Here is a 15,912-nt window from a genome sequence, read left to right as displayed (position 1 = left end):
GCCGCTCACGGCGCGCACCCCGTGGTCTCGGTCGAGGCCCGCCCGTCGAGACGGAGCAGGGTCACCTCGATGCAGGTCGTCCCGGAGGGGTCGGCGGGGACGGTCACGGTGCTCTCCTCCTGTGCTCGCGGATCGGGGATCGAACCGGTCGAGGCGACGGCCCAGAGGAACCGGTCCCCGGCCTCCGGCTGCGGATTGGTCCAGGTGAACGTGACGCCGTCGGCCCCGGCCGCGCCGGTGAGACCGGTGACGGGCGGGACGGCGTCCTGCCCGATCGGGTCGGCGGGCGCATCCGCCGGAGCGGTGCGCCGGGGGTCCTCGGTCGAGGCCGGCAGTCCGGCGACCAGGGCGGCTCCGCCGGCGACGGAGGCGGCGACGAGCACCGCGATCCCGGCGAGGACGAACGGCCGGCGACGGCGCTCGGGAGCCGGAGCACTCGGCGGCAGCGGCGCCTCGTAGCTCGGAGGGAGCGGCCCCGACCGCGGGGCGGGGGCGACGAAGGCGGCGGCGGACCCGCGCATCACGGTCCGCTCCACGTCGAAGGCCGGGACTCCGGAGATCTCGGCGGGCGCAGCCGCCGCCGCCCGCGGCGCGATCGGGCGAGGCACGGGGTCGATGCTCACGATGCCGCGGATGCGCGTGTTGCCGTCGTCCTCCTCCTCCACCCGCTCCTGCGGCACGGCGTCGTCGAGCACGTCGGCCGTGGTCACGGCGAGGGAGAGCTCGACCTGGATCCGCTGCAGCGCCCGGCCGAACTCGAGGGCCGTCGAGAAGCGGTTCTGCGGCGCCTTGGCCATGCTGACGGCGAGCACGCGGTCCAGCGACGCCGGGGCGTCGGCCCGGTCGAGCGGAGGCAGGGGGGCCGAGCGGATGCGCTCGATCAGCTCGTGCGAGTTGATCGAGCGGCCGGGGAGCTCGAACGGCGAGCGTCCGGCGAGCAGCGAGTAGACGGTCGCTCCGAGCGCGTAGACGTCGAGGGCGACGTCGTTCGGGATCTCGGCACCGAACGCCTCCGGCGGCGACCACGGGATCGAGAGACCGGCGAGATCGGCGGAGCCGTCCAGGAGCGCCCCCGCGATGCCGAAGTCGGTCAGGGCCGGGCGGTCGTAGGCGGTGACCAGGACGTTCGCGGGCTTGATGTCGCGGTGCAGGATCCCCGCGCGGTGCACGGTCTCGACCGCTCCCGCCACCTGGATGCCGATCCGCAGCGCGTCGGCCACGGCCAGCCGGCCGCTCTTCAACCGCAGCGCGAGGTTCGGGTTCGGGCAGTACTCCATCGCCAGGTAGGGCCGGCCGTCGGCGGCGATGTCGGCCTGGTAGATCGTGACGATCGACGGATGCGTCGACAGAGACGCCATGAGGTTCGCCTCGTCCTCGAACGCGTCGCGCTCGCGATCCGTGGTCAGCCCGGCGCGCAGCACCTTGACCGCGACGGTGCGCCGCGGCCTCGCCTGCTCGTAGAGGAACACGTCGGCGAAGCCGCCGGAGCCGAGCGGGCTGCGGTACTCGAAGCCGCTGATCGCGGGAGGCGGCGACGACCGGGGCGCGCTCATGCCCGCTCCCGGACCGTCACGGTGACGCCGTCGCCGAGATCGAGCACGTCGCCACCGGCGAGCACCATCGACTCGGACCCGGTGAGGCGCACCGGCGCCTGGCCGGAGCGGAGCAGGACGGTGCCGTTCACCGAGGCGAGGTCGCGGACCACCACGAACCGGCCCTCCGCCCGCACCTCGACGTGGCTGCGCGAGATGTCCTGGAGCGGGCTCGGCACCGTGACGAGGTGCGGCAGCTCGTGCGCGGCGGCGCGGCCGGCGGAGGGCCGGCGGCCGATCACGACGGGGCGGTCGAGCTCGACGACGTCGCCGGTGGAGAGCTCGAGCCGCGCGATCGCGCCCGAGGGCGGCGGTGCGGGAGCAGGAGGGGCCGAGGCGAGGGCGCGCAGCTCGGCGATCGAGACGGTGTGCCCGTCGTGGTCGCCGTCCTTCGGCTCCGCGGCCGGCGATGCGACCGGGACGAGATCGATCAGCCCGGGCTCCTCCCCCGCCTCGCGGACCGCGGCGTCCTCGACCACACGGGCGACGGTCTCGCCGAAGAGGTGGTCGTACTCGTCGTCGGCCGCGCGGACCGTCTCGGAGACGGGCACGCGGGTCTCGTCGTGGCCGGGGGCCGGCCGGAGGATCTCGGGTGCCGCCTCCCGGGCGGACTCGACCAGGGGGACGTCGTCCGGGAGCCGGACGTAGCCCCACTCGTCGAGCTCGCCCGTCTCGGCGGCGGCGGGCTCGGGAGCACGCTCGACCGGTGCGGGCGCGGCGGGCGCCGGCGCGGCGGGTGCGGCAGCGAGCAGCGGCTCGGCGAGCAGCGGCGCGACCGGCAGCGGCGCCGCGGACGACGGCACGACGGGCGGCTCGGGAACCGGCGGCAGCGACTCCGGAGCCGCGCCGACGGCCGGCTGCGCGGACGGCGCCTCCTCGACCCCGGTCACCGGCGCCTCCTCGTCGGGCCCCTCCTCGCTCGCCTCCGGCGCCTCCGCCCCGACCGGCTGCGCCTCGAGGGTCGCCCCCCGGAAGGTCGCGGTCAGCCGCGAGCACAGCACGACTCCACTGCCGATGGGCAGGCTCAGCGCGGCACCGCGCCGACCCGCCTTCACGCGGAGGCTGATCGAGACGGGAGCGGAGATCATCCGCTCGTTCCAGGTGGTGACCCCCTCCCCGGAGAGGACGAGGACGGGGGCGCTCTCGTCGAGCTCCTCGACCACCTCGACCAGGAGGTCGCCGCGGACCGCGACCCGCGAGAGCCCGCCCTCGAGCGCGACGACGGCGAAGGGCGGCAGCGCCACGAGGCTCGCCCCGAAGACCCCGGTGAGCGTCTCGAGGACGCCCGCGAGGCCGCGGCCCTCGGCGAACGCCTCCGAGACCTGCTTGACGCCCTCCTCCCCCAGCACGTCGGGCAGCAGCGCCATCCCGTGCTCGGAGACGACGCCGAACCAGCGGCCCGGTCGGTAGCGGATCCCGGTCATGCGCGAGCCTCCTCGGTGTCGGGAGCGCCGTCGGCGGGAGGCGCCGCCACGATGTCGCGCGGCACGGTGTCGTCGCTCACGGCGGTGGCGAGCGGCAGGCGGTCGCTCGGGATGGTGCGGTCGAGATCGGAGGGGGCGGTGACCGCCGTCGCGTCGATGACCAGCACGGTGAGGTTGTCGCGGCCGCCGTGCAGGAGCGACTCGTGCAGCAGGCGGGTCGCGGCGGCCTGCGGGTCTGCCTCGTCGCGCAGCACCAGGGCGATGCGGGCGTCGTCGAGCTCGGTGGTGAGGCCGTCGGAGCAGACGAGCATCCGGTCGCCCGCCGCGGCGGGGAGCAGCCAGAAGTCGGGGGCGGCGACGGTCCCCGCGCCCAGCGCCCGGGTGATCACGTTGCGCTGCGGATGCGACTGCATGCCCGAGGCCTCCAGCTCGCCCGCCTCGACGAGTTCCTGCACCACCGAGTGGTCGACGCTGACCTGCTCGAGGGCGCCGCGCGCCATCCGGTAGGTGCGGGAGTCGCCCAGGTTGAACACGAGCCAGTAGCCCAGGTCCTCGACCTCGGCGATCGCGAGACCGCTGACCGTCGTCCCGGCGCTGCGCTCCGTGCTGAGCGACAGCTCGGCGATGCGCGTGTGGGCGCCGGCGAAGCAGTCCTCGATCTCGGAGACGCGCACCGTGTCGTGTCCGACCAGGGCTCGGAAGGCGTCGACGGCGATGGCGCTGGCGATCTCGCCCGCGTCGTGCCCGCCCATCCCGTCGGCGACGACGAACACCGGAGGCGCCGCGACGTGCGAGTCCTCGTTGATCGCCCGCTTCAGCCCGCGGTCGGTTGCGCTGCCCCACTGGACGACGATCGGACTCCCCGGCGCGCTCATGCCCACTCCACCGTCGCTGTGCGGTCCCCGAAGGTCAGCGTCGCCCCGACCGGGACCGGGGCGCGCCCGCCGGGCGGCACCGGCGTCGCCGTCCCGTCGACGACCACGGCGGTCCCGTTGGTCGAGTGCCGGTCGATGACCGAGAGCTCGTCCCCGGTGAACTCCAGACGAGCGTGGGTCTTCGAGATCGAGCGGGTCGTGTCGGCGAGCGCCACCAGCTCGCCGGCCGCCTCACCGGTGCGCGGCGCGGGGTTGCGGCCGACGAGGGCGGTGTCCGAGACGACGACGACGGTGCCGTCGTCGAAGCGGAGCCGCACGGCTCTCGTCCGCTGCGGCGCGGGGGCTCCGACGCTCATGCGGGTGAGCTCGAGGTCCTCGGGCTCGTGCGCGCGAGCCGGGGCCGCCGACCCGGGGACGGCCGAGATCACGCCGGCGGCAGGCGGGGCGGTGAAGCTCGCGGCGGCGACCGCGGGCGCTGAGTGCCCGCCCGGTGCTGGCGGGGTGTGCGGAAGGGCCGGTGATCCCGGAGTGTGCGGGAGAGCCGGCGCCTCGAGCTCGGAGGCGACCACCGCGACGGAGGAGGTCGGTGCAGGAGCCTCGCGGACCGTCGAGGCGGGCCGGGCACCCCCTGCCGAGCGGATGTCGAGCATCCACGTGTCGGTGGCCTGGTCGTGCCAGCCGCGGTTCCGACCGGTCTTGTCGAACAGCGGCGAGAACGGACCGACGATGATGAGGGCGGTCAGCGAGAGCACGATGTTGCGCGCGACCACGCGCCAGAAGCCCGGAGCCTCCTCCGTCGTGTACATCACCAGTCGCAGTCCCAGGAGCCGCATCCCGGGAGATCCGCGACCGCCGACCGACGCGACGTAGTAGATGCCGTAGCCCAGGGCGACCACGTTCTGAGCGATCGAGCCGTACACGATGACGCTGTAGTAGGCGTCGTACGCGGCTCCCGCGAGCATCGAGCCGGCCACGAGCGCGATCACGGAGCCCACGAGGAGCCCGATCGCCGTCGCGATCCCCATGTCGATCAGGTAGGCACCGAAGCGGCGACCGAGCGTCGCCGGGACGCCGATCCGCGCCCGCGCCGCCTGCGCCGCGCCGCTCGCGGCGGGCGCCCCGCACCCCCGGCAGAACGCCGCGCTCGCCTCCATGCTCGTCGAGCACCGAGTGCAGACCCAGCCTGCGGTCGTCGTGTCAGGCATCGGGATCCTCGTTCCTCGCGGGTCGCCCCGTCGTTCTCGTTCGGGAGCCGCGGGTCGCGGCGGCGGAGGCGCGGGCGAGCCACGCGGGCCGCAGTGAGCGCAGGGACAGGCGCGCCCGCAGGCGCTGCCAGGGAGAGACGGACGCGTGCAGCTCGGCGATGAGGGCGTCGGTCTGCTCCCAGAACGCGGCGACCTCGGCCTCGGCCGGATCCCGCGGCCCGAAGACCGCCGCGTCGGCCCGGCGCGCCAGCACGGTGACGCCCGCGCCGGGGTACTCGGAGTGCAGCCGTTCGGCGTCCTCCCGGCGGGTCGACCCTGTGGGGACGACGGTCCCGAGGTCGGCCGCGCGGTCCAGCACCTCGTCCCAGCCACCGCTGATGCGGTCGACCGGGCGCTCGGCGCCCGCTCGGGCCCGGCGGCGCCTCCGCTTGAGGAACGCGATCAGCAGCGCGGGCCCGAAGAGCACCGCGGCGATGCCGAGCACCCCTCCCGCGACCGCGAGCACCGCGCCCAGCCAGGCCAGATCGATCCCGGAGTCGTCCTCGGTCTCGTCCTCCTGGACGACGTCGGGCGGCACCACGGCCGGCTCCTGCGGAGGAGGCGGCGGCTGGAGGACCTGCGCCTTCGGCTGCGAGGCCGGCTCGGGCCGCTGGTCCTGCAGGATCTGGTCCTCCGGCGGCGTGGGGTCGAAGGCGACCCAGCCGTGCTGCGCGAAAGCGACCTCGACCCACGCGTGCACGTCGTCGCCGGTGATGGCGACGTCTCCCGAGAGATCCGCTCCCGCCGCCGGGTAGTAGCCCATCACCACGCGGGCGGGGAGTCCGAGCTCGTCGACCATCAGCGCCATCGCCGTCGCGTACTGCTCGTCGTCGCCGACCATGCCCTCCTCGGCCGAGAGCAGGAGCTGCAGGCGCTCCGACCCGTGGCCGGGCCGCGAGGGGGCCTCGCCCTCGAGGCCGTGGCTGAAGAACCCCTGCGTCGAGAGCGTGGTCGCGATCGCCCGCACCTGGGCGAGCACGGTCGTCGCCTCGCCGACCGCGGTGAGCGTCGCGTCGGACAGCGCCTCCGGCACGTCGACCGGAGCCGGGACGGTGACGGGAGCCGCGACGGCGTCGGCGAGCTCCTCGTCGCTCGGCACGGGCGGGAGGGTGGTGGTCAGCGTGTAGGAGTCCCCGGCCGCGAGCCGGGAGGTCACGACCGCGACCTGCGTCTCGTCGTTGTAGTGCAGCGAGCCGCTCAGCGCGTCGGCGCGGGGGCCGGCGAACTCGACCGACGACGGGTGGCCCGCGTCGGGCAGCCAGACACCGCCCAGGTCGGCCGCGGTGAAGCGGAGGGTGGCGCTGCTGCCCTCGTGCTCGCCGGCGATGGTGCTGCCGACGCGGGCGAAGCTGCCCGACCCGCCGCCGCCTCCCGACACGTTGTAGACCGTGCCGTCGTAGGCGTCCATCGTCGCGAGGCGCACGCGCATCCCCTCCTGCAGACCCGACACGGTGAAGAGGGTCGCGTCCTTCTGGTCGCGGACGGTCTTGCGGAACGAGGCGAGCGGAGTGGGATAGTCGTCGAGGTCGAACGGCGGCACGATGTCCTCGCGGAGCGTCGAGCGCGAGGCCTCCGGAGCGACGGAGCCCGCCGAGACGCCCACGACCGCCGCCGCGAGGGCCAGCACGAGCGCTCCCGAGCCGACCCGGCGCAGCCGCAGCTGGCGCACCGCAGACGGGTCGGCCGTGCCGCCGTCACCCGCGATCGAGGTCCGGGCCGACTGCCGGCGCCAGGCCGCCCAGGCCAGGGCGACGACGCCGAAGGCGAGTGCCTGCGCGAGCGGAGCGACGGCCTCCGCGGTCCCGAAGAGGATCGACACGAGCAGCAGCACGGCGGCGGGCAGGATCGCCCAGACCGGCCGGGACGCCCGCAGCGCCACGGTCGACGCCACCACCGCGCAGACCAGCGCGGCGCAGAACGGCACGACCAGCAGCTCCGGGAAGCCGTTCGCGGGCGGCTCGACGGTGAGCAGGCTCTTCCACGAGGTCACGAGGGCGCTCGCCAGGCCGAGGAGGGTCTCGAGGGTCGGGATCACTCCGAGGAGTCCGACCGAGCGGAACGCCGCCGCGGTGCCGACGAGGAGGTAGACGAGGGCGCTCGCGCCGGTCGTGGCCAGCAGCCCCCAGCCGTACCGGGCGGCGACGGCGCCGACGGCGAGTCCGGCCGCGATCCCCAGGCCGCCCGCGACGAGGTGGTCCGTGCCGGCGAAGACCCGGCCGAAGCCGACCACTCCGACACCGAGCAGCACCGCGAGGGCCAGCAGATCGACGGCGACGGCCGCCGGAGCGCGGCCCCTCACGCGGCACCCCGCCTCACGGCCGCCGGCAGCTCGGCGAGGTCCGCGATGCTGAGCAGCGCGAGCTCGCCGATGCTCCGGCGGCCCGCGGGCCGCGCCTCGTCGCAGCTGAGCCCGATGACGCGGGCGTCCGGCGGCAGCTGCCGGGCCGCCGAGCGGAACCGCGGCGCGGTCGCCTCCGACCCGACGACGAGGATCACGACCGAGGCCTGCGGCACCGACCGGGCGAGCGAGCGCGAGAGCCCGACCAGGTCGCCGCGCCCGCCGCCCAGCTCCACCCCGGCGAGATCGTCGAGCAGACGCTTCCCGATGCCGGCGTGCAGCGTCCGGCCCTGGACGAGCACGCTCAGCTGCTGCCCGTCGCGCAGTGCCTGCAGGCCGAGGGAGGCGCAGCTCGACACGGCGAGCTCGAACTGCTCCTCGTCGCGGTAGTCGGCGGGGTCCAGCGACAGGCCGATGGCGAGGTGCGAGCGCCGCGTCTCCTCGAACTGTCGCACCATCAGCGTGCCGGTGCGCGCGGTGGTCTTCCAGTGGACGTAGCGGCGGTCGTCGCCGGGCGCGTAGCCGCGCAGGGCGTGGAACGAGACGTCGTTGTTCGAGAGCTCCGGCGCGGGCCGGCCCTCGAGGTCCTTGAGGAATCCGGAGGAGGAGCCGCCGACGGCGACGGTCCGCGGGTGCACGAAGAGATCGCCCGGGACGGTGTGCGGGACGACGCGGCGGAAGAGCCCGAGTCCGTCTCCGCGGACCGAGCGGACCGGTCCGACGCGGATGACGCCGCGCCGCGCGGTCGGGATGGTGAACAGCTCCTCGTGCGCGGCCGACGCCTCCAGCCGCGGGAGGGGGAACACGGCCAGACCTCCGCCCACCGGCAGCTCGACCCGCGCGGGCAGCAGCGAGCGGGCGGAGGCGTTGCGCACCTCGACCCGGCCGACGGCCCGCTCACCGGCGACCACGCGGGTGGCGGCGAGATCGAGATCGACGGAGTAGGAGGAGCGGCCGATCATGAACGGCGCGGCGAGCGCCAGCACCGCGAGGGCGAGCAGCGCGATCAGCACCAGCTCGCTCCAGCCCTGCGTCGCGCCGACGATCCAGGCCACCCCGGCCAGAGCGAGGAGCACCCAGGCGAACGAGCTCGCCACCGAGACGACGGGCAGAGCGCGGGCCCGCACGGGGGCGAGAAGCACACCGGCCGTCTCGACCGCGTGCCGCGACCGCTCGACGGCAGCGCCGAGCCGCCGTGCCAGCTCCGCCCGCGGGAGCCCTCCGACGACGCTCATGCCGCTTGACGCGACTGCGGGGCGGCGACCTGCGCGAGGATCCGGCCCAGCACCGCCTCGGCCGTGGCTCCCGCGAACTCGGCCTCGGGATCGAGCACGAAGCGGTGCAGCCAGACGGGCGCGACGAGCTGCTTGACGTCGTCGGGCAGCACGTAGTGCCGGCCGGAGGCCGCGGCCCACACCTTGCACGCGCGGATCAGCGCCATGGAGCCGCGGACCGAGACGCCGATGCGGGTCTCGGTCGCCGCGCGGGTCGCCTCCGCCAGCTCGACGACGTAGCGCAGGACGGCCGGGTCGACGTGCACGGTCGCCGCGAGATCGGCCATGTCCGAGACCGCCTGCGTCGTGATGATCGCGCGCAGCCCGGCGGAGGGATTGCGCTCGCCGGACCCGGCGAGGATCCGCTCGGCCGAGGCGGTGTCGGGGTAGCCGATCGACGTCTTCACGAGGAAGCGGTCGAGCTGCGCCTCGGGCAGGCGGTAGGTGCCGGCCTGCTCGATCGGGTTCTGCGTCGCGATCACGAGGAACGGGCGCCCGACCTCGTGGCTGACGCCGTCGACCGTGACCCGCGACTCCTCCATCACCTCGAGCAGCGCCGACTGCGTCTTGGGCGACGCGCGGTTGATCTCGTCGGCCAGCACGATCGACGCGAAGATCGGGCCGCGGTGGAAGTCGAAGCGCCCCGACTTCTGGTCGTAGATCGTCACTCCGGTGACATCGCTGGGCAGCAGGTCGGGCGTGAACTGGATGCGGTTGCTGGTGCCCTGCACGGTCGCCGCGATCGCCTTCGCGAGGCTCGTCTTCCCGGTCCCCGGCGCGTCCTCGAGCAGCACGTGACCCTCGGCGAGCATGGCCGTGAGCACGAGGGAGACGACCTCGGACTTGCCGAGCACGGCCTGCCCGACGTTCTGCACGAGCTTGTCGAACGTGGCGGCGAACCAGGCGGCCTGGTCGGGTGTCATGGTCATGGTGTCGTTTCTCCTGGAGGGGGTCGGAGGGTCAGCGGGAGAGAGTGTTGGACTGGACCGGCCCGCGGTCGCCGTAGATGGTGACCCAGACCTGGCCGGTGTAGCCGAAGAACGCCTTGTTGTAGATCGAGAAGTTGCCCGCACCGTCCGCGGTCCTCGACTCCCTGTGGAACTCGTTGCCGGAACCGCAGTTCGCTGCCGGTGCCGCGGCACCGCAGCGCCAGACGACGTCATAGGTCTGGCCGGGGGTCGCGTTGCCCACGTCCACGTTCACGAAGGGGCAGTTGTTGGAGGAGCAGCCCTGGGCCGGAGTCGCACTCCCGCCCCAGGACGCGCTGACGACCGGCGGAGGCTGCGGCCCGCTGGTCGCCTGAGCCGACGCCTCCGCGCTCTCGTCGCCGTTCGCATCGATCGCCTTGACCCGGATGGAGTGCGCCTGGTTGTAGGCATCGCCGACCGAGCGGGACTCCGAAGCCGCCGGACGCTCCTCCCAGGCACCACCGTCGACGCTGATGACCATCTTCGTGATCGCTCGCCCATTGGGTCCCGGAGGCGACCAGCTGAAGGTGACGTTCTTCGCGCCTCCCACCGCCGACACCGTCGGCGTCTGGACTCGGCCGTAAGGCGCCAGAGGATCCGTCGGAGCACTCCACTCGCTCGGATACGCGTTTCCCTCGACGGTCGCGATGGAACGGAGCCGGACGGTGTAGGTGTTGTTGTTCGAGATGCCCTGAGTCAGCACGGGCGAGGCCGGTCGATCGACTCCGTCGCCGTTGAGATCGTAGAAGTAGGCGACTTCTCCTTCGGCGGCGCCGTTGCCCGGACCGGCCGACCATTCGAAGTCGGTGATCGCGTTGTCCCCCTCGGTGGCGAGGACGATCGTCGGTGCGCCCGGATTGCCGACCGCCCGCCGTGCTGCGGAATCAGCGCTGAACTGCGGATCCGTCTTCCCTGCGTCCGTCGACTTGTTCTTCGCGGCCACCGAGAACGTGTAGCCCGACTCGGAGTTGTCGAGCGTGATGTTCTGCGACGTCTCGTTCGCTCCGAGCTCATTCGTCGAGACGATCGAACCGCCCCGCTTCACGAGCAGGGTGTACCCCGTCAGCGCCTCCGCGTTCACCGTCTCGGGCGGGCTCCAATTCACCGGGAGCTGCGTCTGGGTGCCCAGCTGGACGGACCCTCCGACATTGGGCGCTCCCGGGGCGCTCGGCGAGCCCGCCGGGCTCATCGACATCGGGCCCGACCAGTCCGACGGCTCCGGCGAGCGGTTCGACGCCCGTACCGCTACCGTGTAGTTGGCGCCGTTGGTCAGCCCGGTGAGCTGCTTGGTGCGCGTTCCGCCCGGCACCTCGACCTGGCCGTTGCCGGCTCCGCTGAGCTGGATCGTGTAGCCGGTCACCGCCGAGCCCGGGTTCGCCCCGTCCTCCCACGTCACCGTGAGCGAGCCGTCGCCGTAGTCGAGGCTCGTGATCGTCGGCGCGCCGGGGCGCGCGTCCGGCCGGGCCACCGCCGAGGCGGGCGACGGGTCCGACTCGCCGATCTCGTTGGTCGCGGTCACCGTGAAGGTGTACTCGCGGTCGTTGGTGAGCCCCGTGATCGTGCAGGTGGTCGCCGGGCAGTCCTGGCTGCCTCCGCTCCACTTCACCGTGTGGGTCGTGATCTCGGCGCCGTTGTTCGTGCCGTCCGACCAGCTGAGCACCACCGTCCGGTCCTGCACCGAGCTGACCGACGGCGTGCCGGGGGCGGCGGGCGTGCCCTGCACCGTGAGCCGGATCGTGCCGAAGACCCGGCGCTCCACGTCTCCGGTCGCGTCGCCCACCTGGTAGCGCACCGTCATGGTCCCCACGAAGTCCGCATCGGGAGTGACCACGACGGAGTCGCCCTGGACGCTCGCCGAGCCCGCTCCCGAGTCCACGATCGGCGCGCCGACGAGCGTCAGCGGCGTCTCCGGGAAAGGGTTCACGTCGTTCGAGAGCACGTCGACCGTGGTCGGCCTCCCCTGCGGTGCCTTCGCGACGACGTCGTCGTTCGCCACCGTCAGCGGCCTGGTCGAGGCCGTCACCCGCACCGACACCGAGCCCTGCACGGGCGGCGTCGTGCCGTCGCTCACCGTCACGTCGAGCGAGGCCTGCGTGCCCTTCGCGACCGACTCGTCGGCCGCGACCGACAGCACCGATCCCGAGACCGTCGCCGTGATCCCGCTCGGCGCGCCCGAGACGCTGTACGTCAGCTTCTCCAGGTCGCCCTTGTCGGGATCGCTCGAGAGCGTGCGCAGATCGAGGGTCGACGGCTCCTCTCCGGGGGCCACCTCCATCGATCCCCCGGCGAATGTCGGCGGCTGGTTCTCGGGCGGCAGCACCGTGATCGGGATGCTCAGCGTCGCCTTCACTCCCGCGGGATCGTCGGGCCCCGCGCCGTCGGTGACCTCGAAGGTCAGCGCGTCCGAGCCGAAGTAGTCGGGCGCCGCCGTGTAGAGGAGGGTCGACTCGTCCTTCACGAAGACCCCGTCGGCCGAGTGCAGCGCCGACACCCGGTCGGACTGGGTCAGCCGCGCGGTCCTGCCCTCGGGGGCGATGACCCAGTCGCTCAGCGGGATGGTCGCCTGCTCGCCCGCCTTCACCTCGAGCGGGGCGACTCCGGGCTTGAGCGCGGGGCCGGTGGCACTGAGCGCCGGCACCCGGAGGAACGCGGTGCCGACGAGTCCGTCGGCGTCGGTCGCGGTGTACGTGATGATCTGCGCCTGGTCCCCGGGGACCACGGTGACCACGCCGCCGGTGCCGACGGTGGCGCCCGCCGGCTCGCCGAGCAGCGCCACCTCGAGCTCGCTCGCGACCCCGTCGGGGTCCTCGTCGTTCTTCAGCACGGGCACCTCGACGGTCTCGGCCGTCGTGATCTGCGCGGTCGTCACCGAGTCGTCGCGGGCGATCGGGGCGAGCAGCGCCGCCTCCTCGGCCACGGTCACCAGCAGGCTGCCGATCGCGGTCGCGCCGCGGGTGTCGCCGACCGTGTACTGGATCGCGTAGTCGCCCTCCGCCTCCGGAGTTGTCACGAGCACGCGGCCCGCGGAGAGCCGGGCGGTCACGCCCTCGGGGGCCGTGACCCCGTCGGCCACGAGCGAGAGCGTGTCGCCGTCGGGATCGGTGTCGTTGGCGAGCACGTCGACCGCGATGCTGCGACCGGGCTGCGCCGTCACGACGTCCTTGACCGCGTCGGGCGCCTGGTTCTGCGTCGACGGAGGCGCGATGCCGACCTGGATCGTCGCGGTGGCCCGCGCACCGAGCGAGTCGCTGACCTCGTAGCGGAACGAGTCGGTGCCCACGGAGGCGTCGAAGGCGGTGTAGGTCAGGAAGTCGGCGCCGACCTCCTCGATCCGCCCCTTGCCCGGCGCGCTCGCCTGGCCGACCAGCGTCACGCTGTCGCCGTCGGGGTCGATGCCGTCGAGCGGGATCGGGATCGAGATGGTCGAGCCCGAGAGCGTGCGCGCCTCGAGGTTCTCGGGTCGCGGCGGCGAGTTCGCCTCGCGGTTCATCGGCAGGATCTGGATGCTGACGTACCCGGCGTCCTTCTGCCCCGAGCTGTCGATCGCCTCGTAGGTGACGTACACCGTCTTCGCGGTGTCGCCCGCCCGGAACCGCACGCGGTCCTCCGAGACGAACACGACTCCGTCGACGGCCTCGGGCAGGGGTGCGACGAGCTCCGGCACCACCGTCAGAGTGTCGCCGCTGGGCGAGACGTCGTTGGCGAGCACGTCGATCGTGACCGTGTCGCCGACGCGCACCGCCGCGGAGTCATCGGTCGCGACCGGCGGCTGGAGGGTCGCCGGGGCCGGAGTCGGCACGACGAGCACCTCGCCGAACGAGGTCCCGGTGCCGTTCGAGACCGTGTAGGTGAAGGTGACGGGCTCGGTGATCCCCGGCTGGTCGGTGACGCGCAGGACCTCGTGCTCGAGGATCGCCACGGCGACCCCCGTTCCCGGCTCGACCGTCACCGACGACACGACCAGCAGCCCGCCGTTGGGGTCGGAGTCGTTCTGCAGCACGTCGACGAGGGCCGTGCCGCCCGCGGGCAGGAGCGCGACATCGCGGACGGCGACCGGGGCCCTGGCCTCGCTGGAGGCCGGGAGCACGTCGACCCGGACGAGTCCCGGGGTCGAGCTCGGTCCGTCGCTCGCGAGGTACTGCAGATAGTAGGAGCCGGGCGTCGGCGACGAGAAGGTGAAGGTGCCGGCCGTGTAGTCGGGCGTGACGGTCGCGCCGGCGGGCTGCTCGACGTCGGCCAGCATCAGCGGCGCTCCGGTCGGGCTCAGGTCGTTGCCGAGGGGCGCGACGGTCGCGGTCCGGTCGGCGAGCGTCGTGACGTGGTCGGGGTTGGTCACGGGCACGGTCGACCCGGGCGCGCGGACGTCGATGTGCAGCACGCCCTCGACGTCGTCGGTGCCGTCCGAGACGATCAGGACGACGTCCTTGCGGCCGAGCTCGGCGCCGATCGCGTCGAAGGTGACGAGTCCGTCCGCCGTCGAGCGGACCTGGTCGTCGCTGGTCGGTGTCGCGGACCGGAGGAAGAGGTCGTCGCCGTCGGGGTCGATCCAGTCGGGGAGAACGTTGTACGAGACCGACGCCCCCTGCTCGAGCAGGATCCGCCCCTCGCGGTTCTGCTCGGGAGCCTCGTTGCTGCCCGCCGGCTTCACCGTCAGCGTGACCACGGCGTCGTCGGTCCTGCCGCGGCCGTCGTCGGCCGTGTAGGCGAAGGAGGCGGTCCCGCTCGCCTCCGCGGGCACCGTGATCTGCAGGGCGCCGCCGCCGTAGATCGGCTCGACGGTGCCGATCGAGGGCATCGCGCCGACGACGGAGGCGGTGAGCACGTCGCCGTCGGGGTCGGTGTCGTTGTCGAGCACCGGCAGGATGACGCTGCGCCCGGCCCGGACGCCGAACCCGTCGTCCTCGGCGACCGGGGGCGTGTTCTCGGCGGAGCGCTCGGGGGTGGTGTTCTGCACCTGCTCGGTGCTGCTGTCGCTCTCGTTCTCCTCCTCCGACTCGTCGTCGGGAGGGGTGACGTCCTCCCAGTCCGAGACCTCCTTCATGTCTCGATTGACCAGCCAGACGACGCCCTGGGTCAGCTCGTTCAGCACGACGGCGCTGCGGTTCACGCGGAACACGGCCTGCCGGTCCCCGGCGAGGTTCGGGACGTCTCGTGCGACGTCGTCCGCGCTCCCGCCGCAGTCGCGCACGTAGCGCCCCGATCCGGTCCAGGCGGCGTAGGTGCAGCCGTTCACCCGCACCGGCGCGACGGCGGTCCCGGTGCCGCCCGACTCCACGGAGCGCGCGGCCGAGCCGTCGAGGGGCTGCAGGCGCAGGGCGCCGCTGGTCGCGATCGCGACGTCCTCGCCTCCGGCGCTCGGCTGCTGGAGGGTCAGGCCGTCGGTGGCGCCCAGCTGGACGGGGTCGGCGCCGCCGATCGAGACCGCGCCGGTGCGCGCGTCGAGGAGGACGGGGGTCGAGCCGACGGCGGTGATCGCCGGGGTGGCTCCGTCGGCGAACCCCGAGACGGTGGAGGTCGACGGGGCGCCGTCGCGGCGGACCGTGACGAGCTCCTCGTCGGCGGGCGAGTACGCGAAGACCGTGCCGTCGGTCGCGACCGTGGCCGTCGCATCGGCGCCGAGCTCGGCCGTCGGATCGTCCGACTCCGCGCTGAAGGAGGAGAGCGCGTCGGCGGCCCGCACCCAGAGCGCTCCCGTGGCCGCGTCGAGGATCGCGAGGACGCCGCCGCCGAGCGTGACGGACGAGTCGGCCGGCACCGGCACGGGCTCGCCGAGCGTGACCGAGGAGGTGTTCACGACCGACGCCGTGGCGTTGCTCTCGTCGTGGATGACGACGGTTCCCCCCTCCTGCGCGACGTCGAAGCTCGTCCCCTGGGTGCGCAGGCCCGCGTCGAGGACCTCGGAGGGGTAGTTCAGCCGTCCCGCGAGCAGTGAGGTCGGCTTGGTCACCCAGACGCCCGCGTCGTTGAGGTCGACGTCCTGGGTCGTCACGCCCTGGTAGAGCACGGCCATCGTCGAGACGACGAGCGCTGCGGCGGTCACCGACGCGACGGACGCGACGGAACGGGTGCGGCGGGACAGCCGTGAGAACACGCTCGGACCGGTCCTCTCGGGGCAGTGGAGCAGAGTCGGCCGGGCCGGGATCGGACCGTCCGGTGGAGCGTGCTCATCGTGACCGCCGCCCCCGACGACCACCATC

8 protein-coding genes are annotated in these 15,912 nt (G+C 73.7%); all 8 read right to left on the bottom strand.

Annotated elements, in window-relative coordinates:
* Positions 1 to 5 precede the first annotated feature (5 nt).
* From GSU68_RS05325 to GSU68_RS05290, 8 genes are read right to left on the bottom strand one after another with little or no spacing between them, the layout of a single operon-like run.
* Positions 6 to 1,553 (bottom strand): serine/threonine-protein kinase, encoded by a 1,548-nt coding sequence (locus tag GSU68_RS05325; RefSeq protein WP_159906147.1) that lies wholly within the window; start codon positions 1,551 to 1,553, stop codon positions 6 to 8.
* Entirely contained in the window at positions 1,550 to 3,016 is a 1,467-nt protein-coding gene (locus GSU68_RS05320) for an FHA domain-containing protein (protein ID WP_159906145.1), read from the bottom strand. The genes GSU68_RS05325 and GSU68_RS05320 overlap by 4 nt, the downstream gene beginning before the upstream one ends.
* A complete protein-coding gene (locus GSU68_RS05315) occupies positions 3,013 to 3,891 on the bottom strand; it encodes a protein phosphatase 2C domain-containing protein (protein ID WP_159906143.1) in 879 nt (292 codons plus the stop codon). Before GSU68_RS05315 ends, GSU68_RS05320 begins: the two co-directional genes overlap by 4 nt.
* Positions 3,888 to 5,096 carry an RDD family protein gene (locus GSU68_RS05310; RefSeq protein ID WP_159906141.1) on the bottom strand — a complete coding sequence of 403 codons (1,209 nt, stop codon included), beginning with the start codon at positions 5,094 to 5,096 and terminating at the stop codon, positions 3,888 to 3,890. The genes GSU68_RS05315 and GSU68_RS05310 overlap by 4 nt, the downstream gene beginning before the upstream one ends.
* Entirely contained in the window at positions 5,089 to 7,434 is a 2,346-nt protein-coding gene (locus GSU68_RS05305) for a transglutaminase domain-containing protein (protein ID WP_159906139.1), read from the bottom strand. Before GSU68_RS05305 ends, GSU68_RS05310 begins: the two co-directional genes overlap by 8 nt.
* Positions 7,431 to 8,708 carry a DUF58 domain-containing protein gene (locus GSU68_RS05300; protein WP_159906137.1) on the bottom strand — a complete coding sequence of 426 codons (1,278 nt, stop codon included), beginning with the start codon at positions 8,706 to 8,708 and terminating at the stop codon, positions 7,431 to 7,433. Before GSU68_RS05300 ends, GSU68_RS05305 begins: the two co-directional genes overlap by 4 nt.
* Positions 8,705 to 9,676 (bottom strand): MoxR family ATPase, encoded by a 972-nt coding sequence (locus GSU68_RS05295; protein ID WP_159906135.1) that lies wholly within the window; start codon positions 9,674 to 9,676, stop codon positions 8,705 to 8,707. The genes GSU68_RS05300 and GSU68_RS05295 overlap by 4 nt, the downstream gene beginning before the upstream one ends.
* Positions 9,677 to 9,707: 31 nt before the next feature.
* A complete protein-coding gene (locus GSU68_RS05290) occupies positions 9,708 to 15,755 on the bottom strand; it encodes an Ig-like domain-containing protein (RefSeq protein WP_159906133.1) in 6,048 nt (2,015 codons plus the stop codon).
* Positions 15,756 to 15,912 lie beyond the last annotated feature (157 nt).

Source organism: Rathayibacter sp. VKM Ac-2759, from assembly GCF_009834225.1.
In the GTDB taxonomy this organism is placed as follows: Bacteria; Actinomycetota; Actinomycetes; order Actinomycetales; family Microbacteriaceae; genus Rathayibacter.
Note: the sequence above shows the minus strand (reverse complement) of the source record. Positions and strands in the feature narration are given on the sequence as shown.